Annotated in this window: 25 protein-coding genes and 1 tRNA gene; 11 read left to right on the top strand and 15 right to left on the bottom strand. The window is 70.0% G+C overall.

Annotation, left to right across the window (positions count from 1 at the left end; all coding sequences use genetic code 11):
* Window positions 1–178 precede the first annotated feature (178 nt).
* The 3 genes from hpf (at window position 179) to trpS (ending at window position 2373) form a co-directional block, all read left to right on the top strand.
* Window positions 179–763, top strand: a complete 585-nt coding sequence (hpf, locus tag GI374_RS13810; protein WP_154337691.1) for a ribosome hibernation-promoting factor, HPF/YfiA family — start codon at window positions 179–181, stop codon at window positions 761–763.
* A gap of 38 nt (window positions 764–801) precedes the next feature.
* Window positions 802–1266: a PTS sugar transporter subunit IIA gene (locus GI374_RS13805; protein WP_154337690.1), complete on the top strand. Its 465-nt coding sequence runs from the start codon at window positions 802–804 to the stop codon at window positions 1264–1266.
* Window positions 1267–1347: 81 nt separating this feature from the next.
* Complete coding sequence (gene trpS / locus GI374_RS13800) at window positions 1348–2373, top strand: tryptophan--tRNA ligase (protein WP_154337649.1); 1026 nt, start codon at window positions 1348–1350, stop codon at window positions 2371–2373.
* Window positions 2374–2383: 10 nt separating this feature from the next.
* Here trpS and argF read toward each other — a convergent pair whose 3' ends face one another.
* The 3 genes from argF to GI374_RS13785 all read right to left on the bottom strand — a co-directional run bounded on the left by argF (window position 2384) and on the right by GI374_RS13785 (window position 5398).
* Complete coding sequence (gene argF / locus GI374_RS13795; protein ID WP_154337648.1) at window positions 2384–3310, bottom strand: ornithine carbamoyltransferase; 927 nt, start codon at window positions 3308–3310, stop codon at window positions 2384–2386.
* The gene (locus tag GI374_RS13790; RefSeq protein WP_154337647.1) at window positions 3307–4101 is read right to left on the bottom strand and encodes a methyltransferase domain-containing protein; all 795 of its coding nucleotides are present in this window, start codon (window positions 4099–4101) and stop codon (window positions 3307–3309) included. Before GI374_RS13790 ends, argF begins: the two co-directional genes overlap by 4 nt.
* 118 nt (window positions 4102–4219) lie before the next feature.
* Window positions 4220–5398, bottom strand: coding sequence for an aspartate aminotransferase family protein (locus tag GI374_RS13785; protein WP_154337646.1), 1179 nt, complete (start codon window positions 5396–5398; stop codon window positions 4220–4222).
* A 145-nt stretch (window positions 5399–5543) separates the two neighbouring features.
* Here GI374_RS13785 and GI374_RS13780 point away from each other — a divergent pair, with 145 nt between their 5' ends.
* Window positions 5544–6110 (top strand): GNAT family N-acetyltransferase, encoded by a 567-nt coding sequence (locus GI374_RS13780; protein WP_154337645.1) that lies wholly within the window; start codon window positions 5544–5546, stop codon window positions 6108–6110.
* On the opposite strand, the gene GI374_RS13775 is transcribed toward GI374_RS13780, so the two are convergent.
* A complete protein-coding gene (locus tag GI374_RS13775) occupies window positions 6107–6892 on the bottom strand; it encodes an ABC transporter permease (protein ID WP_154337644.1) in 786 nt (261 codons plus the stop codon). The two genes, GI374_RS13780 and GI374_RS13775, sit on opposite strands and share 4 nt — an antisense overlap.
* A 113-nt stretch (window positions 6893–7005) precedes the next feature.
* Here GI374_RS13775 and GI374_RS13770 point away from each other — a divergent pair, with 113 nt between their 5' ends.
* A complete protein-coding gene (locus GI374_RS13770) occupies window positions 7006–7587 on the top strand; it encodes a GcrA family cell cycle regulator (protein WP_154337643.1) in 582 nt (193 codons plus the stop codon).
* Window positions 7588–7649: 62 nt separating this feature from the next.
* Here the strand turns inward: GI374_RS13770 and ligD are convergent, their stop codons facing one another.
* The 4 genes from ligD to GI374_RS13750 form a co-directional block, all read right to left on the bottom strand.
* A complete protein-coding gene (gene ligD / locus GI374_RS13765) occupies window positions 7650–10088 on the bottom strand; it encodes a DNA ligase D (protein WP_154337642.1) in 2439 nt (812 codons plus the stop codon).
* Complete coding sequence (locus tag GI374_RS13760) at window positions 10088–11020, bottom strand: Ku protein (RefSeq protein ID WP_154337641.1); 933 nt, start codon at window positions 11018–11020, stop codon at window positions 10088–10090. Before GI374_RS13760 ends, ligD begins: the two co-directional genes overlap by 1 nt.
* 112 nt (window positions 11021–11132) lie before the next feature.
* A complete protein-coding gene (locus GI374_RS13755; protein ID WP_154337640.1) occupies window positions 11133–11915 on the bottom strand; it encodes a division plane positioning ATPase MipZ in 783 nt (260 codons plus the stop codon).
* Between the two features lie 107 nt (window positions 11916–12022).
* Window positions 12023–12415 carry a group III truncated hemoglobin gene (locus GI374_RS13750; RefSeq protein ID WP_154337639.1) on the bottom strand — a complete coding sequence of 131 codons (393 nt, stop codon included), beginning with the start codon at window positions 12413–12415 and terminating at the stop codon, window positions 12023–12025.
* Between the two features lie 199 nt (window positions 12416–12614).
* On the opposite strand from GI374_RS13750, the gene ileS reads away from it, so the two are divergent.
* Complete coding sequence (gene ileS / locus GI374_RS13745) at window positions 12615–15575, top strand: isoleucine--tRNA ligase (protein ID WP_154337638.1); 2961 nt, start codon at window positions 12615–12617, stop codon at window positions 15573–15575.
* 6 nt (window positions 15576–15581) lie between these two features.
* Here ileS and GI374_RS13740 read toward each other — a convergent pair.
* Window positions 15582–15665 (bottom strand) — tRNA-Tyr (locus tag GI374_RS13740).
* A 137-nt stretch (window positions 15666–15802) separates the two neighbouring features.
* Between GI374_RS13740 and GI374_RS13735 the strand changes: the two genes are divergently transcribed.
* From GI374_RS13735 to GI374_RS13725, 3 genes are all read left to right on the top strand, one after another.
* Window positions 15803–16597 (top strand): RNA methyltransferase, encoded by a 795-nt coding sequence (locus tag GI374_RS13735; RefSeq protein ID WP_154337637.1) that lies wholly within the window; start codon window positions 15803–15805, stop codon window positions 16595–16597.
* A 105-nt stretch (window positions 16598–16702) separates the two neighbouring features.
* Window positions 16703–17122, top strand: a complete 420-nt coding sequence (locus GI374_RS13730) for a YHS domain-containing (seleno)protein (protein ID WP_154337636.1) — start codon at window positions 16703–16705, stop codon at window positions 17120–17122.
* Window positions 17123–17311: 189 nt separating this feature from the next.
* The gene (locus GI374_RS13725) at window positions 17312–17737 is read left to right on the top strand and encodes a CoA-binding protein (protein ID WP_154337635.1); all 426 of its coding nucleotides are present in this window, start codon (window positions 17312–17314) and stop codon (window positions 17735–17737) included.
* 277 nt (window positions 17738–18014) lie between these two features.
* Here GI374_RS13725 and GI374_RS13720 read toward each other — a convergent pair whose 3' ends face one another.
* From GI374_RS13720 to GI374_RS13705, 4 genes are all read right to left on the bottom strand, one after another.
* Window positions 18015–19325, bottom strand: coding sequence for an FAD-binding oxidoreductase (locus GI374_RS13720; protein WP_154337634.1), 1311 nt, complete (start codon window positions 19323–19325; stop codon window positions 18015–18017).
* Window positions 19322–20677: a glutamine synthetase family protein gene (locus GI374_RS13715; protein ID WP_154337633.1), complete on the bottom strand. Its 1356-nt coding sequence runs from the start codon at window positions 20675–20677 to the stop codon at window positions 19322–19324. Before GI374_RS13715 ends, GI374_RS13720 begins: the two co-directional genes overlap by 4 nt.
* A gap of 112 nt (window positions 20678–20789) precedes the next feature.
* Window positions 20790–21401 carry an FMN-binding negative transcriptional regulator gene (locus tag GI374_RS13710; protein WP_154337632.1) on the bottom strand — a complete coding sequence of 204 codons (612 nt, stop codon included), beginning with the start codon at window positions 21399–21401 and terminating at the stop codon, window positions 20790–20792.
* Window positions 21401–22096: a type 1 glutamine amidotransferase gene (locus GI374_RS13705; RefSeq protein ID WP_154337631.1), complete on the bottom strand. Its 696-nt coding sequence runs from the start codon at window positions 22094–22096 to the stop codon at window positions 21401–21403. The genes GI374_RS13710 and GI374_RS13705 overlap by 1 nt, the downstream gene beginning before the upstream one ends.
* Window positions 22097–22221: 125 nt before the next feature.
* Here GI374_RS13705 and GI374_RS13700 point away from each other — a divergent pair, with 125 nt between their 5' ends.
* Both GI374_RS13700 and GI374_RS13695 read left to right on the top strand, forming a co-directional pair.
* Complete coding sequence (locus tag GI374_RS13700) at window positions 22222–23373, top strand: aminotransferase class V-fold PLP-dependent enzyme (protein WP_370515357.1); 1152 nt, start codon at window positions 22222–22224, stop codon at window positions 23371–23373.
* Complete coding sequence (locus tag GI374_RS13695) at window positions 23370–23723, top strand: hypothetical protein (RefSeq protein WP_229583259.1); 354 nt, start codon at window positions 23370–23372, stop codon at window positions 23721–23723. The genes GI374_RS13700 and GI374_RS13695 overlap by 4 nt, the downstream gene beginning before the upstream one ends.
* A 329-nt stretch (window positions 23724–24052) precedes the next feature.
* Here the strand turns inward: GI374_RS13695 and GI374_RS13690 are convergent, their stop codons facing one another.
* Both GI374_RS13690 and GI374_RS13685 read right to left on the bottom strand, forming a co-directional pair.
* Entirely contained in the window at window positions 24053–25354 is a 1302-nt protein-coding gene (locus GI374_RS13690) for an FAD-binding oxidoreductase (RefSeq protein WP_154337629.1), read from the bottom strand.
* Window positions 25355–25370: 16 nt separating this feature from the next.
* The gene (locus tag GI374_RS13685) at window positions 25371–25793 is read right to left on the bottom strand and encodes a RidA family protein (RefSeq protein ID WP_154337628.1); all 423 of its coding nucleotides are present in this window, start codon (window positions 25791–25793) and stop codon (window positions 25371–25373) included.
* Between the last annotated feature and the right edge of the window lie 5 nt (window positions 25794–25798).

Genomic DNA, 25798 nt, shown 5'->3' with positions numbered 1-25798 from the left:
CCCCGCGAAGGCCGTTGACACTGCAGGGGGTTCGCGGCCTCATGGGGCCATGTCGCCGCGATTGCGTCACGCCGCATCTTCCCCCTCCGCCACCGGATTCCCACCCGCGCCGGACGCGGGCCGGATGGGCGGTCCCGCAGCGGCCGGCGACGGCTGAGAGATGGAGAACACACCCGAAATGCGCACCCAGATCAGCGGCAAGCAAATCGACATCGGTGACGCGCTCACCACCCATGTCCGTTCGGAGATCGGCGAGACGGTCGAGAAATACGCGCAGCGGCCGACCGACCTGACGGTCATCTTCTCGAAGGACGCGTTCAACTTCATCTGCGACGCCGTGGTGCACCTCTCGACCGGGCTGACGGTCCAGGCCAAGGGGCAGGCGCCCGAGATCTATGCCGCCTTCGAGGCCTGCCGCGAGAAGATGGACAAGCAGTTGCGCCGCTACAAGCGCCGGCTGAAGGACCACCACCAGGGCCGCGCCGAACCCGTTGAGTTCAGCGCCGCCGGTTCGTATGTGCTGACCGGCGACGAGGACGACTGGCACGAGGCCGAGGACGACCAGGGCCTGCAGCCGATCATCGTGGCCGAGATGGAGACGCGGGTGCCGACGCTCTCGGTCGGCGATGCGGTCATGCAGATGGAGCTGTCCGGCATGCCGCTGCTGGTCTTCCGCAACGAGAAGCACGGCGGCGTCAACGTCGTCCATCGCCGCGACGACGGCAACGTGGGCTGGATCGACCCGCGCAACATCAGCAACTGAGGCGTCCGCCCGCGCGCCGGGCGGCAGAAGTGACCGACATGCAGATCGCCGAGATTCTCCCGCCCGCCGCGGTGCGTTCCGTGGCGCAGGTTGCCAGCAAGAAGCGGCTGTTCCACGAAATCGCGGAACTGGCGCAGACGGTCTATGGCCTGCCCGCCGCCACCACCCTGGACGCGCTGCAGGAGCGGGAGGCCCTCGGCCCGACCGGGGTGGGGCAGGGCGTGGCGCTGCCCCATGCCCGGCTGCACGGGGTGGAGAAGGTGCAGGGGCTGTTCATCCGCCTCGACCGGCCGCTCGATTTCGATGCAGTGGACCGGCAGCCGGTCGATCTGGTCTTCACGCTGCTCGCGCCCTCCTCGGGCGGGGTGGATCACCTCAAGGCGCTCGCCCTGGTGTCGCGGACCATGCGCAGCGCCGAGCTGCGCGACACGCTCAGGGCCAATACCGACCCGGTGGCGCTGCACGCGCTGCTGGCTTCGGCGACGACGATCAAGGCGGCCTGAGGCCGGCCGGCAGGCGCGGTTGCGCCCGCCGGCCGCGGGGGCTATCGCTCCGCGACCCGTTCCCCCGCGCGACAGGCAGCCATGACCGAAGCACGCCCCCCGATCAGACGCATCTTCTCCGGCATCCAGCCCTCGGGCGGGCTGACGCTCGGCAACTATCTCGGCGCGCTGAAGCGGTTCGCGGAGTTCCAGGGGACCGGCCCCGAGACGATCTACTGCATCGTGGACCTGCACGCGATCACCGTCTGGCAGGAGCCGGCGGTGCTGACGCGGCAGACGCGGGAGGCCGCGGCGGCCTTCATGGCCTCGGGCGTTGATCCGGCCAGGTCGATCCTCTTCAACCAGAGCCAGGTGCCCGCGCATGCGGAAATGGCATGGCTGTTCAACACCGTGGCGCGGGTCGGCTGGATGTACCGGATGACGCAGTTCAAGGACAAGGCGGGCCGCAACAGCGAGAATGTCAGCCTCGGCCTGCTGGCCTATCCCTCGCTGATGGCGGCCGACATCCTCGTCTATCACGCCGACGCGGTGCCGGTGGGCGAGGACCAGAAGCAGCATCTGGAGCTGACGCGCGACATCGCCGCCAAGTTCAACCACGATTACAGCGTCGATTTCTTCCCCGAGGTGCAGCCGCTGATCGAGGGCGTCGCGACGCGGGTGATGAGCCTGCGCGACGGCTCCAGGAAGATGTCCAAGTCCGATCCCTCGGACGCCAGCCGTATCAACCTGACTGACGACGCCGACGCCATCGCCCAGAAGATCCGCAAGGCCCGGACCGATGCCGAGCCGCTGCCCGGCAGCATGGAGGGGCTGAAGGACCGGCCCGAGGCGAAGAACCTCGTCAACATCTATGCCGCCCTGTCCGATGAGACGCCCGCCGCGCTGCTGGCGCGCTTCGAGGGGCAGGGCTTCGGCGCATTCAAGCCGGCGCTTGCGGAGGTCGCCGTCGAGGTGCTGGGCCCGATCACGAAGCGGATGCAGGACTACATGGCCGACCCGGCCGAGATCGACCGCATCCTCGGCCAAGGCGCCGAGCGCGCGGACGCCATCGCCCGGCCGATCCTGCACCAGACCATGGACATCATGGGGCTGATCCGCTCGCGCTGAGCGGGCGGGGTCAGACCCCGAGGCACCACCGCATGACCGCCTTCTGCGCGTGGAGGCGGTTCTCGGCCTCGTCCCAGACGACCGACTGCGGCCCGTCCATCACCGCGCTCGTCACCTCGTCGTCGCGATGTGCGGGCAGGCAGTGCATGAAGAGCGCGTCGGGTTTCGCGCGCGCCATCAGCGCCTCGTTGACCTGATAGGGGCGCAGCTGGTTGTGCCGCCGCTCGCGGGCGGACTGCGGGTCGTGCATCGAGACCCAGGTGTCTGTCACGACCAGGTCCGCCCCCTCCACCGCCTTCGCCGGGTCGCGCTCGGTCTCGGCCGCGACGCCCTGGCAGCGAGCGAAGTCGATCCATTCACGCTCGGGGTCGAGCGGCTGCGGGCCGGTGAAGGTGAAGTCGAAGCCGAACTGCCCGGCGGCATGGATCAGCGAGGCGCAGACGTTGTTGCCGTCGCCCGACCAAACCACCTTGCGCCCGGCGATCGGCCCGCGATGCTCCTCATAGGTCAGCACGTCGGCCATGATCTGGCAGGGATGGGTGCGGTTGGTCAGCCCGTTGATGACCGGCACCGTCGCGTGCTCGGCCATCTCGTGCAGCGTCGCCTCCTCGAAGGTGCGGATCATGATGAGGTCCACGAAGCGGCTCAGCACCCGCGCGGTGTCGGCCACCGTCTCGCCATGCCCGAGCTGCAGGTCGGCGCCGCTGAGCACCATCGTCTCGCCCCCCATCTGCCGCACGCCGAGATCGAAGCTGATCCGGGTCCGGGTCGAGGGCTTCTCGAAGATCAGCGCCACCATGCGGTTCTTGAGCGGCTGGTCGCGGTCCGGCGTCCCCTTCGGCACATCGCCCCGCGCCTCCTTGATGCGCCGGGCGGCGTCGATCATGGCGCGGAGGTCGGATTTGGCGGTGGTGTGGATGTCGAGGAAATGGGTCATTCGCTGTCTCTGGTGTCCGTTTCAGCGGTGCGAAGGGGCCGGCGCAGGAGATAGACCTCGGTCATGCGCCCCATCACGGCGATGGACGGCGACTGCCAGCGACGGACCTCCACGTCGAAGCCGGTCTGCCGCGCGATCAGCAGCGGCAGGTCGTAGCCGTAGCGCCATGTGACCAGCGAGCCGTCGCCCTGCGGGTTGCCGTGGTATTCCGGCTCGCCCACGATCCTGACCGCGCCGTCCTCGAGGAAGGCGACCTGCTCGGACGTCTCGCGGCCGCCATAGGTCGGCGCGGTGAAGAGGCACAGGCCGCCGGGGCGCAGCGTGCGGTAGATCTCCGTCAGCGCCCGGAAGGGGTGGAACAGGTGCTCCATCACGTCGAGATGCACCACCAGATCGAAGCACTCGTCCTCGAAGGTCTGCGCCTCGAGGTCCTCGTTGCGCACATGGCCCACCATGTCGCCGAAGGGCTGGTCGGGAAAGTAGCCGGTCAGCACGAGGCCGCCCACGTTCTGGTGCAGCCAGAGCGAGATGCCCCGTCCCCCCGGCGCTGCCTCATGAACCCGCATTCGACGCACCTCGCCGCGCGGATAGACCGAGAACAGCGTTGCCGCGAGCGCCCGCTCGCGCGTGACGCAGCCGTTCAGTTCGCAATCCGGGGCGGTGAGAGCGTCCCGCGGGGCGAAGAAGTCGTCCGCCGCCTCGAACCGCCGCGGCTTGGCGCAGATCGGGCACAAGGCCGTGAAAGCGATGGCTGGAGGGGGCTCGACAGAGGCGGGCGGCGCGGCGTTCATGAGACGGCCTGCGCGACAAGGGAACCCCGCGCTTCGCTGGCGGCATCGCTCATGATCGAGGTCGCATGTCCCTGCATTCCCGTCCCTGTTTCACGCCGTCGCGGTCACGGCAAGCGGCTCAGCCGCCATCCTCGACCCGCGTCGCGACGCGGTCCAGCCGCGCAACCGCCTCGGCGATCTCGTCGTCGGTGATCGTCAGCGGCGGGACCAGGCGGACAACGTTGTCGGAGGCGGCGACCGTCAGCAGCTGCTCGGCATAGCCCGCGCGGACCAGATCGGCGGGGGGCACATGGCAGCGCAGGCCGAGGATCAGGCCCTGCCCGCGCACCGATTCGAACACCTCCGGGTGGCTCGCGACCAGGCCCTCGAGCTTCTGGCGCATCAGCGCGCCCTTGCGGCGCACCTCGGCCAGGAAGCCCTCGTCGGCGATGATCTCCATTACCCGCGCGCCCACGGCGCAGGCCAGCGGGTTGCCGCCGTAGGTCGAGCCGTGGCTGCCCGCGGTCATGACCCCGCCGACCGCATCGGTGGCCAGCACCGCGCCCAGCGGGAAGCCGCCGCCAATGCCCTTGGCGACCATCATCACGTCCGGCTCGATCCCCGCCCATTCATAGGCCCAGAGGCGCCCCGTGCGGCCCATCCCGCACTGCACCTCGTCGAGGACCAGCAGCGCCCCGGTCTCGTCGCAGAGCGCCCGGATGGCGCGAAGGTCCTCGTCCGGCAGCGGGCGGATGCCGCCCTCGCCCTGCACCGGCTCGATCATCACGGCGGCGGTGCGGTCGCTGATCGCGGCCTTCAGCGCGTCGAGATCGCCCCAGGGAAGAGGCCGGAAGCCGGGCATCAGCGGGCCGAAGCCCTTGACCATCTTCTCGGACCCGGCCGCGGCGATGGCGCCGGTCGAGCGGCCGTGGAAGGCGCCCTCGAAGGTCAGGATCTCGATGCGGTCGGGGTCGCCCTGCTCGGTCCAGTACTTGCGGACCATCTTGATCGCCAGTTCCGCCGCCTCGGTGCCGGAGTTGGTGAAGAACACCATGTCGGCGAAGCTGTGCTCGACCATGAGGTCGGCCAGCCGCTCCTGCTCGGGGATGCGGTAGACGTTCGAGACGTGCCAGATCTTCTGCGCCTGCCCGGTCAGCGCCTGCACCAGTTCGGGGTTGGCATGGCCGAGGCTGTTGACGGCGATCCCCGCGCCGAGGTCGAGGTACCGGGTGCCGTCCTCGGCGATGGCCCAGCTGCCCTCGCCCTTGGTGAAGGCGATGTCGGCGCGATTGTAGGTCGGCAGCAGATGCGTGCTCATCGGGACTCTCGGGCAGGACGGCGGCTGCGGCCGCAGGATGGCGACGGCGGGGGTGAAGTCAACGCGGTAGCGCGGCGCGGCGGAGGGCACAAGACGCGCGGGCGGCCTGCGTGCTAGACTGCGCGGGCCCGGAAGGGGGGAGGTCATGGCCCTCGCGATCCGCCCGGCGGTCCGAGAGGACGCCGCGTTCCTGATGCCGCTGGTCGATGCCGCGGGCGAGGGCCTGCCGCGTCACCATTGGGCGGGCATGGCCGGGCCTGGGCAGGCGCCCGAGGCGGTCGGCCTCGCGCGCGTGGCGGGCGACACCGCGTCGGTGTCGTGGCGCCGCGCCTTCGTGGCCGAGCGCGACGGCGTGCCGGCGGGGTGCCTCTATGCCTATCGCCTGCCGGACAGGCCCGAGCCGATGCCGCGAGACATGCCGCCGGTCTTCGTGCCGCTGCAGGAGCTGGAGGACGAGGCCGCCGGCACCGGCCATGTCCACATCCTCGCCACCGCCCCCGGCCATCGCCGCCACGGCGTCGGCGCGGCGCTGCTGCGCTTCGCCGAGCGCGAGCGCGGCCCCCGCGGCATGAGCCTGATCGTCGCCGACAGCAACACCGCCGCCCGCGCCGTCTACGCCGCGGCGGGCTACGCGGTCGCGGCCCGGCGGAAGGTGGTGCATGACGGCTGGCAGGGCGCCGGGCGCGCGTGGCTGCTGATGATCCGCGCCTAGGGTTTCATGCGGTAGCCGATCCGCAGCCAGTGCCAGTCCAGTCCGGCGACCAGTGACGTGGCCACGACGCAGACGAGAAGGCCGAGGCGCGGGTCGGCATCCGAGACGCCGGTGAAGCCGTAGCGGGCGCCGTCGATCAGGTAGAAGACCGGGTTCACATAGCTGAAGGCGCGGAAGGCGCCCGGCAGGGTCTCGACCGAGTAGAAGGTGCCGGAGAGGAAGCTCAGCGGCGTCACGATGAAGTTGGTGATCGCCGCCATGTGATCGAACTTCTGCGCGATGATCGCGGCGAGCATCCCCAGGCCGCCCATCAGCAGCGCCCCGAGCAGCACGAAGGCGACGGCCCAGAGCGGATGCGCCACCCGCAGGCCCAGTGCCAGCGCCATCCCCGCCGTGATCACGGCCGCCACCAGCCCCGCCCGCGCCACGCCGCCGGCGAGGTAGCCCGCAAGGATCTCGCCCGCCGAGAGGGGCGGCATCAGCGTGTCGACGATATTGCCCTGCATCTTCGAGCTGATGATCGAGGACGAGGTGTTGGCGAAGGCGTTCTGGATCACCGTCATCATCAGGATGCCTGGCGCCAGGAAGGTCAGGTAGGGCAGCCCCATCACCTCGCCCCGGTCGCGCCCGAGGGCGAGCGCGAAGACCAGCACGAAGAGGCCGGCGGTCATCAGCGGCGCGAAGATCGTCTGCTGCCAGACGGCCATGAAGCGGCGGACCTCGCGCAGCGCGAGGGTCCACAGGCCGAGCCAGTTGACGCGGCCGAAGCGGCGCGCGCCCATGCCGCGGCGGGTTGTGGCGGGGGGTGTTCTTGAAGTCATGGACTGCGAGGGATATGTCTCGGCATTCCCGGATGTAGACCGGGCCAGCCACGAACATGCAAGGGTGGACAAGGATGTCCTGGACCGAAGAGCGGGTCGAGACGCTGAAGCGGATGTGGGGCGAAGGCCAGTCCGCGAGCCAGATCGCCAAGGAACTGGGCGGCGTCACCCGCAACGCTGTCATCGGCAAGGTCCATCGTCTGGGCCTCTCGAACCGCAACGAGGAGCCGGTGGCAGAGGCCGCGACGGAGCCCGCGCCCGCCCCGGTGGTCGAGGCCGAGCCGGAGATCGTCGTCGAGGCGGAGCCGGAGGCCGAGGAGCCCGAGGCCGAACCGGAGGAGGTGGAGGAGACGCCCGTCGCCGTCTTCACCCCGCGCCGCCCGATCGTGCCCGCCGGCCAGCCGCTGCCGCCGCAGCCCTCGGCCAACGAGATCAGCCCCGAGGCCCTCGCCTCGGTCCGCGAGGTCGAGAAGCGGTCGCGCAAGCTCACGCTGATGGAGTTGACCGAGCGGACCTGCAAATGGCCGATCGGCGACCCGGCGACCGAGAAGTTCTGGTTCTGCGGCCTGCCCTCGCAGCAGGGCAAGCCCTATTGCGAGGCGCATGTGGGGGTCGCGTTCCAGCCGATGAGCAGCCGCCGCGACCGGCGGCGCTGAAAGCCGGGGGCTGCCGCCCCCGGACCCCGGCGGATATTTTCAGACAGAAGAAGAGGGGGCGTTCAGCCCCATTCCTTCGCCATCCGCTTGATGGCGGCCTCGAGCCTCACCGGCTTCGGCACGCCAACCGCGTCCCAGTCGCCCTCCTCTAGCGCGCGCTCCATGCCCCAGGCGTTGGCGGCTTCCGTCTCCGCCAGCCGCTGCCAGCTCAGCGGAAAGGCGACCGTCCCGCCGGGGCGGGCGCGGACCGAGAAGGGGGCGATGGCAGTCGAGCCGCGCTCGTTTCTGAGGTAGTCCACGAAGATGCGGCCGGTGCGCTTGGCCTTGGACATGTTGGCGACGAAGCGTTCCGGCTGGGTCTCGGCCAGATGCGAGGCGACGGTGTGGGTGAAGAGCTTCGCCGTGTCCCAGGCGACCGTGCGCCGGATCTCGATCACCACATGGATGCCCTTGCCGCCCGTCACCATCGGCCAGCTCGGCAGGCCGAGGCCGTCGAGAAGGTCGCGCAGGTCCATCGCCGCCTGCCGCACCTCGGGCCAACCCAGGCCCTCGTCCGGGTCGAGGTCGAAGACCAGCCGGTCGGTCCGGTCGAGCCGGTCCCGGCGGCTGCCCCAGATGTGGAACTCGACGGTGCCCATCTGCACGCCCCCGACGAGGCCCGCGGCGCTCGTGACATACATGTAGTCCTCGACCCCGTCCGAGGTCTCGATCGGCACCGGCTTCAGCCCGGCAGGCCAGCCCTTCCGCAGGTGCTTCTGGAAAAACGCCTGCCCGCCCAGACCATCCGGCAGTCGCACCAGCGACAGCGGCCGGTCCGCCGCGACCTTCAGCATCCGCTCGGCCACCGCCTCGTAGTAGCGCGCGAGGTCGAGCTTGGTCGCGCCGTCGGGCGGGAACACCCGCCGCTCGGGGCTGGAGATGCCGACGCCCGCGACCTTGACGCGCTCGCCATCGCTGACCTTGACCACGGTGTCCTCCTCCGGCGGGTCCATTGCCACCTCCCGCGCGGGCTTGTCGCCGCGCAGCGCGAGGAAGGAGGCGTGGCGCAGCTGGCCGTCACCCGTGACCTCGCCGTAGCGGATTTCGGCAACCAGTTCTGGCTGGAGCCAGACGACGCCCTTGAGCCCCGGCGGCCGGGCGGCGAGCGGCATCTTTTCGGTTTCCAAGGCCTCCATCCGCGCCGACAGGTCCGCTTGCGTCTCAGCGTCGAAGCCGGTGCCGACCTTGCCGCGATAGACCCAGGCCTTGCTCTCGCGCGTCCCGAGCAGCAGGGAACTGAAGGCCCGGCCGCGCTTGTCGCTTTTCTGGTAGCCGAGGATCACGAACTCCGCCCGGCGTTCGCATTTGACCTTGACCCATGACGTCGTGCGGCCCGAACGCCAGGGCGCGCTGATGCTCTTGCTGACGATCCCCTCGCCACCCGCCTCGCAGATCGGGTCCAGCACCTCGCCGCCGTCGCCCTCGATCACCGGTGAAAGCTGGATAAGGCCGAGGGGCGGCGCGTCCGCGAGCAGCTTCTCAAGCGCGCGGCGCCGGTCGCGCAGGCTGCGGTCGCGGAGGTCGCGGCCGTCGAGCCAGGGCAGGTCGAAGGCGTAGAAGCGGAACGGCCCGCCGGCCGAGATCGCGTCCTGCAGCGCGCCGAAGCCGCCGAGGTCGGCGCCAGCCATGATCTCGCCGTCAATCAGCGCGGTTTTCGCGGGCAGCTCCTCGAAGGCCGGCAGCAGCGGCGCGAAGCGGTCGGACCAGTCCAGGCCCGAACGGGTGCGGATGCGCGCGCCCTCGGCCCCGATCTGCACCAGCCCGCGATAGCCGTCGAACTTCAGCTCATGCCACCATCCCTTGCCGCCGACCGGCTCGCGGACAAGCGTCGGCAGCATCGGCGCCTCGAACTCCGGCGCCGATGCCGTGCGCCTGGGACCGAAGGGCACCGGCTCGCCGTCGCCGGCGATCTGGGCATGGGTGCGGTTCGAGGTCACGGAGGTGGTGTAGCGCTCCACCGGGTCGGGCCGGTGCGCGGCCTCGTCCTCCTGCTTGATCATCAGCCAGTTCTCGCGCCCGCGATCCTCGGGGCGGCCCTTGAGGCGCACCAGATGCCATTCGCCCGTGAGCCGCCGCCCGTGCAGGCGAAGGCGCAGATGGCCCTTCTCCAAGCCGCGGTCCACGTCATCCACGGGGGTCCAGGCGCCGATATCCCAGAGCATCACGATCCCGGCGCCATAGTTCCCCTCCGGGATTGTCCCCTCGAAGGTCAGGTAGTCGAGCGGGTGGTCCTCGGTCCTGACTGCCAGCCGCTTGTCGGCCGGGTCGAGCGAAGGGCCGCGCGTCACCGCCCAGCTGAGCAGCACGCCCTTCCACTCCAGCCGCAGGTCGTAATGCAGACGGGTCGCGTCGTGGCATTGCATCGAATAGTGCAGCCCCAAGCCACGCGGGCGCGCGCCCTGCGACGGCTCGGGCGTCGCCTCGAAGTCGCGCTTGGACCGGTAGGTCGCAAGCGAGCGCATCAGGCGGTCTTCTTGGCCGCGGGCTTGCGGGCAGGGGTCTTGCGGGCGGGCTTCTCATCCTCCGCCTCGGGCGGCTTGGCCTTGGGGCGCGGGGTGGAGGGCTTGGCCTTGCCGCGCGCCGGCTTCTCGTCATCGCCGCCATCCGAGCCCTTCAAACTCGCCTTCAGCGCCGCCATGAGGTCGATGACGTTCGTGCCCCGCGCCGGCGCCTCGTCATCGTCGGTCCGCGCCCGCTTCACCGTGCCCGACTTGCGCTTCTCCTCGATCAGCGCACGCAACGCCTTGTCGTAGTGGTCGGTGAAGGCCTCGGCGTTGAAGGGGGCGGTCTTCTTCTTGATCAGCTGCGTCGCGACCGCCAGCAGGTCGTCGTCCGGCTCCTCGTCGCCGATCTCGGAGAACAGCGGCTCGGCGCTGCGGATCTCGTCGGCGTAGTAGAGCGTCTCCATCAGCAGCCCGTCGCCGCAGGGCTTCACCGCGCAGAGGTTCTCGCGCCCGCGCAGGGTCAGCTGGCCAAGGCCGATGGTGTCGGTCCGGCGCAGGGCGTCGCGCACCACCCGGTAGGCGTCCTCGGCCAGATCGTCGGTCGGGACCATGTAATAGGGCTTCTCGAAGTAGAGCGGCGGGATCTCGGAGGAGCCGACAAACTGCACCAGCTCGAAGGTCTTCTTCGTCTCCAGCTTGATCGCGTCGATCTCCTCGGGCTTGAGCAGCATGTATTCGTTGTCGCCAATCTCGTAGCCCTTCAGGATGTCCTCGGACTTGACCGGCCCGACGCCGGGCACGGTCTTCTCGTAGCGGATCGGCTTGCCGGTCGGCCCGTGGATCTGGCGGAAGCTGATCTGCCGGCCCGACTGGGTGGCCGAATGGATCTCGATCGGGATCGAGACGAGCGAGAGGCGCAGTTGGCCTTTCCAGATCGCGCGCGAGGCCATGGCGGAGGTTCCTTCAGGTATGACCGGAACCAACGCGCGGGCAGGCCAACAGGTTCTTCTGTCCGAAAATATCCTCCGGGGGTCCGGGGGTGGAAAACCCCCGGCAGGGGCGTCAGAAATCCACCGTGACGCCCGGCAGCTTCAGCTCCGTCACGAGATCGCGCAGTTCCTGACGCGCGGCGATGTTGGACATGGAAAGCTGCGCCGTGCCGATATCCTTGAGGTCGAGCAGCGTCAGCCCGCGCGGGAACAGCTCGCGGAAGATCACCCGCTCGGAGAAGCCCGGCGCCACGCGGAAGCCGATGCGTTTGGAGAGGTTCTGGAGCGCCGCGCCGACCTTGCGCTTGTTGTGCATCTCGGTCGTGCCGAGGCGATTTCGCAGCACCAGCCAGTCGATCGCCCCCGCCCCCGCCTGGCCGCGCATCTGGCGCGCCGACCAGACCATCTCGGCATAGATCGAGGGGCCGAGCACCTTGCCCTCGGGTGTCAGCCGCGCCAGCAGGTCGAAGTCGATGAAGCTGTCGTTCATCGGCGTGACCAGCGTGTCGGCCAGCGTATGGGCCATCTGGCTCAGCCGCGTGTGCGAGCCGGGGCAGTCGAGCAGGATGAAGTCGCTTGTCGCCTCCAGCTCCTCCATCGCCCGGCTCAGCGGGTCGGTGTCGTCGGTGCTGCGCGCCTCGAGCTTGCCGAGGCGGGGGGTGGGCAGGGTCAGCCCCTCGCGGGCGAGGAAGGCCTCGCGGTTCTCGATGTAGCGGCCAAAGCTGCGCTGCCGCACATCGAGGTCGAGGGCGCCGACCCGGTGGCCCATCCGTGCAAGCGCCGTCGCAACATGCATCGAGGTGGTCGATTTCCCCGACCCCCCCTTCTCGTTGCCGACGACGATGATATGCGCCATTGCCCGTTCCGCCCGCTGTCCGCGACGCGCGGCACCCTAGAGCCGCCCGCGGCACAGGGGAAGCGGCCAGCCGGAACCGTCCACAGCCTTGTGGCGCGGGCGGCCCGTCAGCGCAGCCGCGGCGGCCCCTCGGCGAGGCTCACGCCGAAGCTCAGCGACTGCCCGATGCGATGGGCGAGGGCCGACCAGGCGGCGGCGCTCTCGGAGGGGAGGGTGCGGCGCAGGGTCTCGTCGAAGAGGGCGAGCCAGACGGGGAAATGCTCGGGCCGCACATCGCCGGCGCGGCGGTGGACCAGCATCGGGTTGCCGTCATAGGCGCGCTCGCTGAGGATCGCGTTGCGCCAGAAGCGGGCGATCTTGTCCTCGTGCTCGGGCCAGTCGGTGACATGGCCGGCGAAGATGGGCCCCAGGCTCTCGTGGCGGCGGACGGCGGCGTAGAAGACGGCGACGACGCGGTCGATCTGCTCGGGCGTGATGGGGAAGCGCGGCGGGATGGACATGCCGCCAATGTCGGGGTCCGGGTGCGGGCTTGCAAGCGGGCATGGCGTCGCGGCTTGTCCGGGCGGGCGGGTCTGCCTATAAGCGCGCGGATGTTGGGCCATCGGCACATCGCGCGAATTACCCGCCCGGCGGCGTGAGTTCCTCCGCCGCCGGGTCGCCCCCGCCTGCCACTCGCCCCGAGAGCCAAGGACCGCCCCGATGAGCGCCGACACCGCCGCCCCGACCGTGCCCGACTACCGCGACACCGTCTTTCTGCCCGAGACCGATTTCCCGATGCGCGCCGGCCTGCCGCAGCGCGAGCCGGGCTGGCTGGACCGCTGGGAGGCGCTTGGCATCTACGACCGGCTGCGGGCGAAGGGGGAGGGTCGCGAGCCCTTCATCCTCCACGACGGCCCGCCCTACGCGAACGGCCACCTGCATATCGGCCATGCGCTGAACAAGGTGCTGAAAGACTTCATCACCCGCAGCCAGCAGATGATGGGCCGCGATGCGCGCTATGTCCCCGGCTGGGACTGCCACGGGCTGCCGATCGAGTGGAAGATCGAGGAGCAATACCGCGCTCAGGGCCGCGACAAGGACGCCGTGGACACGGTCGAGTTCCGCCAGGAATGCCGCCGCTTCGCCGAAGGCTGGGTCGAGGTGCAGCGCGAGGAGTTCAAGCGCCTCGGCGTGATCGGCAACTGGGACGATCCGTACCTGACGATGGACTACCACGCCGAGGCGGTGATCGCGGCCGAGTTCATGAAGCTGGTGATGAACGGGAGCCTCTATCAGGGCAGCAAGCCGGTGATGTGGTCGCCGGTGGAGAAGACCGCGCTGGCCGAGGCGGAGGTCGAGTATCACGACCATACGAGCCATCAGGTGTGGGTGAAGTTTTCGGTGCTGGCGCAAGGGAAGGGGGGCACGGCAGACCCGTCCATTCCGACGATTGAGCAGGTGTCGGAAGGCTTGGGAGATCTTGTCGGCGCGTCGGTGGTGATCTGGACCACCACTCCTTGGACCATTCCGCAAAACCGAGCGGTCGCCTATGGCCCGGAGATTGCTTACGGCCTTTATGAGGTAGAGGACGGGCAAAGGTGTCTCTTGGCCGATGCGCTGGCCGCGCAGGTATTCACCGCCGCCAAGCTGGAGCTGGGGCAATGGCACCGTGTCCGTGACGTGTCGGCCGAGGAACTGGCGGGCTTGACCCTCGCCCACCCCTACCGCGGCATCGAGGGCGGGCAGGGCGAATGGGACTACGACGTCCCCCTCCTCCCCGGCGAGCACGTCACCGAGGACGCGGGCACCGGCTTCGTCCACACCGCCCCGAGCCACGGCGAGGACGACTACATCCTCGCCCAGAAACACGGCCTGCCGATGACGTATAACGTCGAGCCGGACGGCAGCTACCGCGCCGACTTGCCGGTCTTCGGCGGGGAGGCGATCCTGACGCCCGAGGGCAAGGAAGGCCCGGCCAATGTCAGCAACATCAAGGCCCTCGCCCAGCAGGGCGCGCTGCTCGCCAAGGGCAAGCTGAAGCACAGCTATCCGCATTCGTGGCGGTCCAAGGCGCCGGTCATCTACCGCAACACGCCGCAGTGGTTCGCGGCCATCGACAACCCGCTCGCGGACGGCATGAGCGACTGCGGCGACACCATCCGCCAGCGTGCGCTCGCCTCCATCGACCGGCTGGTGCAGTGGACCCCGCCCTCGGGCCGCAACCGCATCTTCAGCATGGTCGAGAACCGCCCCGACTGGGTGCTGAGCCGGCAGCGCGCCTGGGGCGTGCCGCTGACCTGCTTCACCCGCGCCGGGGCGCGCCCGGACGCCCCCGATTTCCTGCTCCGCGACGAGCGCGTGAACGCCCGCATCATCGCGGCCTTCGAGGCCGAAGGCGCCGACGCCTGGTATCGCCCCGGCTTCAAGGAGCGGGTGCTGGACGGCCTCTACAACTCTGCCGAGTGGGATCAGGTCACGGACGTGCTCGACGTCTGGTTCGACTCGGGCTCGACCCACGCCTTCGTGCTGCGCGACCGCGCCGACGGCAGCCCGGACGGGATCGCCGACCTCTATCTCGAAGGCACCGACCAGCACCGCGGCTGGTTCCAGTCCTCGCTGCTGCAGGCCTGCGCCACCAAGGGCCGCGCCCCCTATCGCGGCGTGCTGACGCATGGCTTCACGCTGGACGCGAAGGGCATGAAGATGTCCAAGTCGCTCGGCAACACCACCGTTCCTGCCGAGGTCATCCAGCAATACGGCGCCGACATCCTGCGCCTCTGGGTGGCGCAGGCGGACTATACCGCCGACCAGCGGATCGGGCCGGAGATCCTCAAGGGCACCGCCGACAGCTACCGCCGGCTGCGGAACACGCTGCGCTTCATGCTCGGCGCGCTCGGCGGGTTTTCGGAGGCCGAGCGGGTGGCGCCGGCCGAGATGCCGGGGCTGGAACGATGGGTGCTGCACCGTCTCGCGGAACTGGATGCCGAGGTGCGCGAGGGTTACGCGGCCTACGACTTCCAGGGCGTGTTCCAGCGGCTCTTCGCATTCGCGACGGGCGACCTCTCGGCCTTCTGGTTCGACATCCGCAAGGACGCGCTCTACTGCGACGCGCCGGGCAGCCTCCGGCGCCGCGCAGTGCGGACGGTGATGGACGAGGTCTTTCGCCGCCTGACCCTGTGGCTGGCGCCGATCCTGCCCTTCACGGCCGAGGACGTCTGGCTCTCGCGCTTCCCCTCCGCGGAGGACAGCGTCCATCTGCACGACTTCCCGCAGACGCCCGCCGACTGGCGCGACGAGGCCTTGGCGGCGAAATGGGAGGCCGTCCGCCGCGCGCGGCGGGTGGTGACGGCCGCCCTCGAGTTGAAACGCGCCGACAAGACCATCGGCGCCAGCCTCGAGGCGGCGCCCGTGGTGCATGTCGACGATCCGCAGGTGCTGGCCGTGCTGAAGAGCGTCGATTTCGCCGATATCTGCATCACCAGCGATCTCTCGCTGACCGCCGATCCCGCCCCGGCCGAGGCTTTCCGCCTGCCCGAGGTGCCGGGTGTCGGCGTCGTCTTCGAGGAAGCGCCGGGCGGCAAATGCGAGCGCTGCTGGAAGGTCCTGCCGGACGTGGGCAGCCACTCGCACCCGGCGACCTGCGCGCGTTGCGATGCGGTGCTGGATGGGATGGAGTTGTGAGGGGGATGGTGGGCGACCCTGGAATCGAACCAGGCATGGGTCTCCCCGGCGGAGTTACAGTCCGCTGCCGCACCTTGCAGCTCGTCGCCCGTGACCGCATCGCGGCACAGGGCGGCTGATTAGCGGCGCCGGGGCGCGCCGTCAAGGCATCGCGGCGGCCTCGGCGGCGGGGGTTTCACACCCCCGCACCCCCGTGGGATATTTGCGGACAGAAGAAGGGGATGGGGATGGCCGAGCCGGCGAAGAAGCCAGCCTGGGTGATCGAGAAGGAGCGCGGGCGGCGGGCGGCGGCGGCCGAGACGCTGTGGCTTTTCGGGCTGCATGCGGTGCGCGATGCGCTCTCGAACCCGCGGCGCGAGAAGCTGCGGCTTGTCGTGACGAAGAACGCGGCCGACAGGCTGGGCGATCTGCCGATGCCGGCCGAGGTCGTGGATGCGCGGAGCTTCGACAAGGCCGTGCCGCTCGCCCCCGACAGCGTGCATCAGGGGGCGGCGCTCGAGGTGAAGCCGCTGCACTGGGGGAGCCTCAGCGAGGTCGCGCTGCGCGAGGGGGCGGCGGGGCTGCGGCCGGTCGTGGTCGCCCTCGACCGGGTGACGGACCCGCATAATGCGGGGGCGATCCTGCGCTCGGCCGAGGTGTTCGGGGCGCGGGCGGTGATCGCGCCGGCGCGTCATGCGGCGCCGGAGACGGGGGCCCTGGCGAAGACGGCCTCTGGCGCGCTCGAGCGGCAGCCCTATCTGCGGGTGCCGAATCTCGGCGATGCGCTGCGCGACCTGGCGGGAATGGGGTTCACGCTGATCGGCCTCGACGGCGAGGCGGAGCGATCCTTGGGCGAGGTTCTGGCGAGCGGGCCGCGCGGCGCCGCGGTCTGCCTCGTGCTCGGGGCCGAGGGGCCGGGGCTGCGCGAGGGCACGCGGGCGGCCTGCGATCATCTGGCGCGCATCCCCTCGCCGGGCGGATTCGGCTCGCTCAACGTCTCGAACGCGGCTGCGGTGGCCCTCTACGCCGCGACGGTGGAGTGACGGGGCCGGATCACAACCCCGCCAGAACGCGGCCGCGCGCGTTGCACGGGCGGCCGGTTCGCGCCACATCGGGGGCCAGCCCCACCATTGCCGGACGCCCCGCCGATGCGCTCGATCCTCGCCCCGCTCCTTGCCCTGATGCTGCTGCTGCTACCGGGGGCGGCCGCGGCGAACTGGGCCCTCGACGGGATGGACGTGGTCGCCTACCGCACGCAGGGTCAGGCCGTGCCGGGGCGCAGCGACATTCGCACCGAATGGGCCGGGCAGGACTGGCACTTCGCCAGCGAGGAGAATCGGGCGGCGTTCGAGGCCAATCCGCGCGACTATGCCCCTGGCCTGCGCGGCCTCTGCCCCAAGATGCTGGCGGTAGACCACCAGGCCGTCAGGGGCGATCCGCGTTATTTCGTGATCGTCGGCCAGCGGCTCTACCTGCTCAGCTCGCCCGCCGCACGGGACGCCTTCATGGCGGATCCGCGGCGCATGCTGATGGCGGCAAAGGAGACCTTCGTCGAACTCGGCCTCTAGCTGCATTCCGCACGGGGAAATCACCTTTGCGTGAATCGGTGGGAACTTCCCGGATGATGTGGCATTATGGTCTCGAACATGACCTCGGAACGGTCGTGTTCGGATCACTGTCCCTCGTTCCGCCACTTGCGCCCGGTCCTGGACCGGGCGCTTTTTCTTTGTGACCAGCGTTTGGACGGAAGGGACATCATGACCCGCAGCATCGACGAGACCATCGCCGAGATCGCCCGCAGCACGAAGGTGATCGCCGTGGTCGGCCTCTCGCCCAAGCCCGAGCGGCCGTCCTGGGGCGTGGCGCGCTACCTGCAGGCGAAGGGGTTCAAGGTGGTGCCGGTCAATCCGGGGCATGAAGGGCAGGAGATCCTGGGCGAGCAGTGCTATGGTAGCCTCGCGGCGATTCCCGGTGAAATCGCGGTGGACATGGTGGACATCTTCCGCCGGTCCGACGCCGTTCCCGCGGTGGTGGACGAGGCGCTGGCCTCGCTGCCGGGGCTGCGGACGATCTGGATGCAGCTGGGCGTCAGCCATGCGGAGGCGGCGGCGAAGGCGCGGGCCGAGGGCGTCACGGTGATCGAGAATCGCTGTCCGAAGATCGATTTTCCCCGCTACATCTGAGGTTCGCTTTCACCGTTTCCGAACCGGCGGCGCAGTGGCGCAACTCCTCGGCCACCAGCCGCTCGATCGCGGTCAGGAGGCGGGTGGAGGCGCTGCGGCCCTGCTCGGCAGGGCGGGCGGATCGTCGGCCAGCCGAGGCGGCCGCTGGGCCGGAGGGTTGCGACCGGCTGGCCGGCGATGCGGAAGGCGCGGTGCGGGGCAGTGTCTGGGTTCATGGCGCGCACCGCGAATCGGGGTCCAGACCGGGATAGCAGCCGCGCGTGAATCGCCGGTTGATCTACCAGCCGAGACGGTCGCGCAGCGAATACCAGCTCATGCCCGCGACCAGCAGCGGCCAGCGGAAGGCCGCGCCGCCGGGGAAGGGGCGCGAGGGGAGCACCGCCATGGCGTCGAACCCCTCGGCCTCGCCGCGAATCGCCTCGGCCATCAGGCGGCCGGCGTGCAGCGCGAGCGCGACGCCGTGGCCGGAATAGCCCCCGGCGGTGAGGCAGTTCGGGGCCGGGCGGCCGAACCAGGGCATCCGGCTCATGGTGATGGCCAGCGTTCCGCCCCAGGCATGGGTGATCGCCACCTCCGCAAGCTGCGGATAGACCTCCAGCATCGGCCTGCGGACGATCGCGGCCATGTCCTTGGGGAAACGGTAGCTCACCGTCTCGCCGCCCCCGAAGAGCAGGCGGCGGTCGGGTGTCAGGCGCCAGTAGTTCACCACGAATCGGGTGTCGTGCGCGGCGATGTCGGCCCTGAGCACCGTTTCGGCCAGGTTGCCCAGCGGCTCGGTCGCGATGATGTAGTTGTTGATCGGCATGACTCGTGCGGCCACGCGCGTGTCAAGATGGCCGAGATAGCCATTGCCGGCCAATATCAGGTGGTCGCAGAGGACGCGGCCGCGGCCGGTCAGAACGAGGGTCTTCTCGCCCGCCGCCCGCGCGTGGCGGATGGCGTGGACCTCGCTCAGCTCGTGCAGCCGCGCGCCCGCCTCGGACGCGAGACGCGCGACGCCGAGGGAGAGGTTCAGCGGATGCAGGTGCCCGGCGCCGCGGTCGATGTCGCCGCCGATATAGGCGTCGGAGGGGACGAGCGCGCGGAGGCCCTCGCGGTCCAGCGGCTCGATCAGGTCGTAGCCATAGTCACGGGCCATGCGTTCGGCGTTCTCGCGGGCATGGGCGACCTCGGCCGGGGTGCGGGCGCAATGGGCGATGCCGGGGGTGAAGGGCACGCCCGCCTCGGCCGCGAGGCCGATGGTCAGGTGCCGCGCCTCCTCGGCCATGCTCCAGAGCGCCCGCGCTGCCTCCCGCCCGGCGAGCTTCTCCAGCTCCGCCACGTCCAGCCGCTGACCCGAGCCGACCTGCCCGCCGTTCCGCCCCGACGCGCCGAAGCCCACCCGATGCGCCTCGAGCAGCACCACGTCGCGCCCGGCACGCGCCAGATGCAGCGCCGCCGACAGCCCGGTGTAGCCGCCGCCGACCACGCAGACATCGGCCCGCGTGTCGCCCCTCAGCTCCGGGAAGGGCGGCAGCGGGTCGCGGGTCTCGGCATACCAGCTTGCCGGATACGCGCCGCGGCGGTCGTTTGCGTGCAGCAGGTTCATACGTTCAGCAGCAGATGCTCGCGCTCCCACGGGCTGATGACCTGCAGGAACTCCTTGTATTCGTCGCGTTTCACGCTCTGGTAGACATCCACGAAGCCGGAGCCGAGAACCTCTCGCATTGCCTCGCTCTCGCGCATCAGGTCGAGGGCGTCGCCGAGATTGGTGGGCAACTCGTCCTCGGACATGTAGGCGTCGCCAAGGCATTCCGAGCGCGGCGCGAGCTTGTCCTTCAGCCCCAGCCAGCCGCAGGCGAGGCTGGCGGCGAGGCCCAGATAGGGGTTGCAGTCCATGCCCGCGAGCCGGTTCTCCAGCCGCCGCGCCTCGGGGGAGGAAATCGGCACCCTGAGCCCCGTGGTGCGGTTGTCGCGGCCCCATTCGAGATTGATGGGCGCGGCGAAGTCGGGGACGTAGCGGCGGTAGCTGTTGACGTAGGGCGCCAGCAGCGCGATCGCAGCGGGCAGGTGGTTCTGCATGCCCGCGATGAAGTGCTGGAACCCGGGCGTCTCGCGGCCCTGCTCGTCCGAGAAGATGTTGCTGCCGTCCGTGGCCGACAGCACCGAATGGTGGATGTGCATGGCCGAGCCGGGCTCGCCCTCGATGGGCTTGGCCATGAAGGTGGCGAAGCAGTCGTGGCGCAGCGCGGCCTCGCGGATCATGCGCTTGAAGAAGAAGATCTGGTCGGCGAGGTGGACCGGGTCGCCATGGGCGAGGTTGATCTCGACCTGGCCCGCGCCGCCCTCCTGCAGGATGCCGTCGATCTCGAAGCCCTGCGCCTCGGCGAAGTCGTAGATGTCGTCGATCACCTTGCCGTATTCATCGACGGCGCTGACCGAATAGGCCTGCTTGGCAGCCGCCCGGCGGCCCGAGCGGCCCATCGGCGGCTCGATCGGCTGGTTCGGGTCGATGTTGCGCGCGACGAGGAAGAACTCCATCTCCGGCGCGACGATCGGCCGCCACCCCTCGGCCTCGTAGAGGCCGACGACGCGTTTCAGCACATTGCGCGGCGCGGCCGTCACCGGATTGCCCTGCTGGTCGTAGGCGTCGTGGATGACCTGAAGCGTCCAGTCATGCGTCCAGGGCGAGGCCGTGGTGGCCGAGAAATCTGGCACGCAGATCATGTCGGGCTCGGTGAAGGCGCCCTGCGGGTTGTCGGCCCAGTGGCCGGTGATGGTCTGCAGGAAGATCGAGTTCGGCAGGTAGAAGCTCTCCTGCCGGGCGAACTTGGAGGCGGGCATGGCCTTGCCGCGCGCCACGCCCGCGATGTCGGGGACGACGCACTCGACCTCGTCGAGACGCCTGCCCTCGACATAGTCGCGGGCGGCCTGTGGAACCTTCGCGAGCCAGTCGGCCATCACGCGGCCCTCCCGTTCTGCGGGGGATTGGGGCGGCGGGTCGGGGGGCTCATGGTTGTCGCTTTCCGGGCGCGTCGGCCCTTGTGTGCTTCGGTGGTCAGGTGGTGGCGGATCAAGCCCCCTGGGGAGGCGGGACCGCTGAGGCGAAGGGGCTGCCCTCCGCCGCGAGGTTGCGGATCACGCCGGCGCGGTCGGCGTCGTTGCGGTTCTGGCTGGCCTTCCACTTGCCGTCCATGCGGGTGATCGAAAGCTCGAGGCCGACGATCCCGCGCAGCTGCGCCGCGATGAATTTTTCCGGCGCGTCCGTCACCTTCCACGGGTCGGCGCGTCCCGCCTCCTGCCCGTCGGTCAGGTCCGTCACCTGCGCCAGCAGCCAGTTGGCATCGTCAATGACCCGCGGCGTGCCGTGAACCTGCACGGTGAGATAGTTCCAGGTCGGCACGACGCGGCCATGCTCGGCCTTCGAGGCATACCACGATGGCGTCACATAGGTTTGCGGCCCCTGAAAGACCGCCAGCGTCTCGGTCCCCTGTCGCAGGTCGTCGAGCTGCAGGTTGGCGCGAGCGAGATGCGCCGTCAGCACGTCCCCGCGCAGCAGCATCGGCACCGGGTTCGCCTGCAGCCCGCCGGACCCGTGCGTGACCAGCAGCGCCAGCGGATGCGCGGCGATCAACGCGGCCATGACCTCCGGCCGGTCCTCGCGGAAGGCGGGCGGGAGATACATCAGGCGGCCCCCCTCATGGCGCGGGGCTGCTTGAGGAAGGCCGCGATCCGGTCGGCCACGGCCGCGCCGCCATCGGCATCGCCGCGGCGGGCGCGGGCTTGGTCGAGCAGTTCCTCGGGCACGAGGCCCGCCCCGCGGTGCTCGATCAGCCCGTCGATGAAGCCGTCCGAGAACTCGGGATGCGCCTGCACCGTGAAGGCGCGGTCGCCGTAGATCAGCGCGGCATTCGGGCAGAACGGGCTCGCCGCTGCCAGCTGCGCGTCGGCCGGGGCCTCCGCCACCTGGTCCTGGTGCCAGCAGTTGAGCGTCAGCGTCGTGCCGCCAAACGCATAGTCATGCGCGCCGACCGCCCAGCCGTCGCCATGCTTCAACACCCGCCCGCCGAGCGCCTGCGCGATCAGCTGGTGCCCGAAGCAGATGCCGACCAGCGGCACATGCGCGAGATAGGCGCGGCGGACGAACTGTTCGAGCTTCGGGATGAACGGCAGGTCGTCATAGACGCCATGCTTCGAGCCGGTCAGCAGCCAGCCGTCCGCCTCGTGCACGTCGTCGGGGAACTCCATCTCCTCGACGTGCCAGCTGCCGAAGGTGAAGCCGCGCCCGGCGAGCAGGCGCTCGAACATGGTGTCGTAGTCGCCGTGCCGGTCGCGCAGGTCGTCAGGTGCCACGCCGCATTTGAGGATGCCGATACGCATCGAAAAATCCGATATTGTTTGCACCAAGGTAGGTGCCCGGGGGGGCGGGCCGCAAGGGGGGGCGCCGGGCTGCATCCGCCCGCGCTTCGTGCTAGGCGGGGCGGGACGCCATCTGGAGATGCCCCATGACCCTGCCCGCGACCGGACCGATCCACCCCAACCTCGACCCCGGCGGGCTGATGGAGTTCTCGGTGGTCTTCACCGACCGCAGCCTCAACCACATGTCGCAGCGCTTCCAGCAGGTCATGCGCGACATCTCCGGGATCGCGCGCGAGGCCTATGGCGCCGAGGGCGTGGCCGTGGTCCCGGGCGGCGGTACCTGCGCGATGGAGGCGGTCGCGCGCCAGTTCGGCCGCGGCGCGCATGCGCTGATCGTCCGCAACGGCTGGTTCAGCTACCGCTGGACGCAGATCTTCGAGGCCGCCGGCAACGCCCGCGAGACCACCGTCATGATGGCCCGCCCCGCCGGCAACGAGCCCCGCGCCGCCTACGCGCCGCCACCGGTAGAGGAGGTGGTGGCGAAAATCCGCGAGACCCGCCCCGACGCGGTCTTCGCCCCCCATGTCGAGACCTCGGCCGGGCTGATCCTGCCAGACGACTATATCACCGCGCTCGCCGAGGCCGCGCATGAGGTCGGCGCGCTGATGGTCCTCGACGCCATCGCCTCGGGCGCGGTCTGGGTGGAGATGAAGGCCACGGGTGTGGACGTCCTGATCTCGGCCCCGCAGAAGGGGTGGAGCGCGCCGCCCTCGGCCGGGCTGGTGATGTTCTCGAAGGCCGCGCTCGAGCGGCTGGAGGCGACCACCTCGGACAGCTTCGCGCTCGACCTGAAGAAATGGCGCGCGATCATGGCCGCCTACGAGGGCGGCGGACACGCCTATCACGCGACCCTGCCGACCGACGCGCTGCTGGTCATGCGCGACGCGATGGCCGAGACGCGCGACATGGGCTTTGCCGAGGCGCGGGACGCCCAGTGGCGGCTCGGCCGCGCGGTGCGCGAGGAACTGGCGCGGCGCGGCGTCCGCTCGGTCGCGGCCGAGGGCTTCGGCGCGCCGGGCGTGGTGGTGAGCTACACCGACGACGCGGAAATCCAGAGCGGCCGCCCCTTCCTCGCCGAGGGTGCGCAGATCGCCGCAGGGGTGCCGCTGCAGGTCGGCGAGGGGCCGGAGTTCCGCACCTTCCGCCTCGGCCTCTTCGGGATCGACAAGCTCAAGGATGTGGACGGCACGGTGGCACGGCTGACACCCGTGCTGGACAAGGTCGTGGGCGAGGCGTGACGATGCTGAAGCCGATCCTGATCGTCCTGACCGCCGCGGCAGGCGGCCCGCCGCACCTGTCCCTCGCCCCCGCCGAGACGGCCGAGGAATGCCTCGGCCGGGCCGCGGTGCTGGGCCGGGTCCTGACCGAAGCGGAGACCGAGATCCACGCGATCCGCTGCGGCGCGACGTCGCTCGCGGTCGAGCCCTATGTGCCGGGGGCAGAGGCGTCGGCCTATGTCCACCGCTGGCGGGTGGAGATCGGCGAGGACGCCGCGGAGATTGCGCCGCTGGCGGAAGGTGAGGCATGCGAGGCGAGCGAGGGCGTGTTCTGCGCGGTGTCCGCGCAGGCGGTGATCGGGGCGGAGTAGGCGCGCGGCCCCGCGCGTCTCTGTAGCGGCAGGCTTGGAACTGCGGTTACCGCTGACCCCTTCGGGGGGTTTGCGGTAGCCCGATGCACAGGCGGGGGAAAGGCTGGCCGTCAAGCAAGCCTGAATTGCCACGGCCCCGTGCGCTGAAAACAAGGAGCTAAATGGCGGACCCGAGCGTTTCGAACGCCCGACCCCCAGATTTGCAATCTGGTGATGTTGTAGTTGCTGTTCAGAAAAAGCGGCAACTGGCATCTGGAACGCTGCTTTCGGATCGAGCCGTAAACTTTGCGCTGCCAAGCCGAAGCGGCGCTTGGTGACCCGATTTTCGTTTAATTTTCAGCCGATGACCGCTCGTCCCATCGGTCACGAAGTCGGCTCCATGGCAGGAGCGCGTTCGGCGCGTGGCGCATCAGGCCGTGGAGCGGGATCGGCTGTGGTGCAGCTGAGGGCAGTGCCAACTCCCCCAACGGGCGTCCTGCTGCCCATGCGGCGAGTTCGGGCCCGAGGGCCGTGGTCATGGCGATGCCGCGGCCGTTGCAGGCGAAGGGTGCGATCAGGCCTGACCCGAGTTCGATCACGCACGGCAAGAAATCCGGCATCACCGCCGCCTGACCCGACCATGCGAAGGCGATGGGCGGAAGGTCTGGCAGGTCGAGCAGGCGGGCGAGCCGCGCATGGATCTCGCGCGGAACCCTCGTCTCGGCCCCGGCCGAGAGGACATGCATCCCGCCCGAAATGAGCCGGTTCTGGGCGTCAAAGCGGAACGTGAAGAGATTGCGCCGGGTGTCCGAGACGCACTGGCCCCCCGGCAGCACTCGCTCGCGCACCGATGCGGGGAGCGGTTCGGTCGCGATCTGGAACACGCGGAGCGGGAAGAACGAGCGCGCCGCGGCGGATGCGATTGCCGCGCCATAAGCGTTGGTGGCGAGGACCACCCGTCGCGCGCGGACTATCGCCCCGCCCGTGCCAAGTTTCCAGCCGTGGCCGTCACCCGATATCGAGATGACGGCGCTGTTCTCATGGACCCGCGCCCCTGCCGCCTCTGCCGCGTCGGCAAGGCCGCGGGCATAGGCCACCGGGTTCAGCACGCCGCCGGAACGGTCGATCCAGCCGCCGAGATAACCTTGCGCACCCGTCAGCGCCGTGACTTCCGCCTTGCCCAGAGGCTCGGCCGGTCGGCCAAGCCCAGCCCATTGCCGCGCGCGCTCATGCGTCCTGCTCAGGGCGGCTGCCGTCGGCGCGGGTTGTATCCAGCCGGACTGCAGCGCGTCGCAGGCAATGCCGTGCCGGCGAATGAGTCCGAAGACCAGATCGGCCGAGCCGGCAGCGAAGCCCACGAGCCGCCGGCCGCGCTCATCGCCCAGTCGCGCAACGACGTCCTCCGGGTCCACCTTGGCAAAGTTCGGCACCACGAAACCGGCGTTGCGGCCGCTCGCCCCCCAGGCAAGAGTCGCGCCTTCCAGAAGGATCACGGAGAGGCCCGCTTCGGCCGCATGGAGCGCGGACGAGAGGCCTGCAAAGCCGCCGCCGACGATGGCGAGATCGGCCTCCATCTCTCCGGCCGCGGCCGGGCGAACGGGCGCGGCCGCCGTCGTCGCGTGCCAGAGCGTCGGAGGCGCCTCTACGATCATCCGTGCGCCCCTACTGTCACCGCCGAGCGGAGGGGCTCGGGTTCTGTCCCGACGCGCCGCGTTTCAGTGCCGTGACCTCCAGTTCCACCTTCATCTCCTCCATCGCGAAGCCGCAGATGATGGTGGTGTTGGTCGGCCGCGGATCGGAGAAGGTGGCCCCGAGGACGCGCGAGACCGGTTCGACATGGGCGCGGTCGGACAGGAACACCCGGACCTGGACGATGTCGGAAAGGCTCGCGCCCGCCTGCTCGAGCGTGGCGGCGATGGTCCTGAGGGACTGGCGCGCCTGCTCGGCCGGGTCGGGCGAGATCTCGCGCGTCTGGAAGTCGTAACCGGCGGTGCCCGAGACGAAGACCCAGTCGCCCTGGATCACCGCGCGCGAGTAACCGGCCAGTTCCTCGAACACCGAGCCCGAGTTGATGGTCCTGCGCTCGATCATGGCCT

The sequence above is a fragment of the Paracoccus sp. S-4012 genome (genome assembly GCF_009674885.1).
GTDB lineage: Bacteria > Pseudomonadota > Alphaproteobacteria > Rhodobacterales > Rhodobacteraceae > Paracoccus.
This window is presented reverse-complemented; position numbering and strand designations above follow the sequence as displayed.

Bases quoted from the DNA above. Each gene is read 5' to 3' on its own strand.
- GI374_RS13705 (WP_154337631.1), bottom strand. From the start codon at position 22,096: ATGCGTATCGGCATCCTCAAATGCGGCGTGGCACCTGACGACCTGCGC.
- GI374_RS13760 (WP_154337641.1), bottom strand. From the start codon at position 11,020: ATGGCCTCGCGCGCGATCTGGAAAGGCCAACTGCGCCTCTCGCTCGTC.
- GI374_RS13805 (WP_154337690.1), top strand. From the start codon at position 802: ATGCAGATCGCCGAGATTCTCCCGCCCGCCGCGGTGCGTTCCGTGGCG.
- GI374_RS13715 (WP_154337633.1), bottom strand. From the start codon at position 20,677: ATGGCCGACTGGCTCGCGAAGGTTCCACAGGCCGCCCGCGACTATGTC.
- argF (WP_154337648.1), bottom strand. From the start codon at position 3,310: ATGACCCATTTCCTCGACATCCACACCACCGCCAAATCCGACCTCCGC.
- GI374_RS13780 (WP_154337645.1), top strand. From the start codon at position 5,544: ATGGCCCTCGCGATCCGCCCGGCGGTCCGAGAGGACGCCGCGTTCCTG.
- GI374_RS13750 (WP_154337639.1), bottom strand. From the start codon at position 12,415: ATGTCCATCCCGCCGCGCTTCCCCATCACGCCCGAGCAGATCGACCGC.
- GI374_RS13790 (WP_154337647.1), bottom strand. From the start codon at position 4,101: ATGAACGCCGCGCCGCCCGCCTCTGTCGAGCCCCCTCCAGCCATCGCT.
- ileS (WP_154337638.1), top strand. From the start codon at position 12,615: ATGAGCGCCGACACCGCCGCCCCGACCGTGCCCGACTACCGCGACACC.
- GI374_RS13755 (WP_154337640.1), bottom strand. From the start codon at position 11,915: ATGGCGCATATCATCGTCGTCGGCAACGAGAAGGGGGGGTCGGGGAAA.
- GI374_RS13700 (WP_370515357.1), top strand. From the start codon at position 22,222: ATGACCCTGCCCGCGACCGGACCGATCCACCCCAACCTCGACCCCGGC.
- GI374_RS13725 (WP_154337635.1), top strand. From the start codon at position 17,312: ATGACCCGCAGCATCGACGAGACCATCGCCGAGATCGCCCGCAGCACG.
- ligD (WP_154337642.1), bottom strand. From the start codon at position 10,088: ATGCGCTCGCTTGCGACCTACCGGTCCAAGCGCGACTTCGAGGCGACG.
- GI374_RS13690 (WP_154337629.1), bottom strand. From the start codon at position 25,354: ATGATCGTAGAGGCGCCTCCGACGCTCTGGCACGCGACGACGGCGGCC.
- trpS (WP_154337649.1), top strand. From the start codon at position 1,348: ATGACCGAAGCACGCCCCCCGATCAGACGCATCTTCTCCGGCATCCAG.
- GI374_RS13730 (WP_154337636.1), top strand. From the start codon at position 16,703: ATGCGCTCGATCCTCGCCCCGCTCCTTGCCCTGATGCTGCTGCTGCTA.
- GI374_RS13720 (WP_154337634.1), bottom strand. From the start codon at position 19,325: ATGAACCTGCTGCACGCAAACGACCGCCGCGGCGCGTATCCGGCAAGC.
- GI374_RS13785 (WP_154337646.1), bottom strand. From the start codon at position 5,398: ATGAGCACGCATCTGCTGCCGACCTACAATCGCGCCGACATCGCCTTC.
- GI374_RS13770 (WP_154337643.1), top strand. From the start codon at position 7,006: ATGTCCTGGACCGAAGAGCGGGTCGAGACGCTGAAGCGGATGTGGGGC.
- GI374_RS13775 (WP_154337644.1), bottom strand. From the start codon at position 6,892: ATGGGCGCGCGCCGCTTCGGCCGCGTCAACTGGCTCGGCCTGTGGACC.
- hpf (WP_154337691.1), top strand. From the start codon at position 179: ATGCGCACCCAGATCAGCGGCAAGCAAATCGACATCGGTGACGCGCTC.
- GI374_RS13710 (WP_154337632.1), bottom strand. From the start codon at position 21,401: ATGTATCTCCCGCCCGCCTTCCGCGAGGACCGGCCGGAGGTCATGGCC.
- GI374_RS13735 (WP_154337637.1), top strand. From the start codon at position 15,803: ATGGCCGAGCCGGCGAAGAAGCCAGCCTGGGTGATCGAGAAGGAGCGC.
- GI374_RS13685 (WP_154337628.1), bottom strand. From the start codon at position 25,793: ATGATCGAGCGCAGGACCATCAACTCGGGCTCGGTGTTCGAGGAACTG.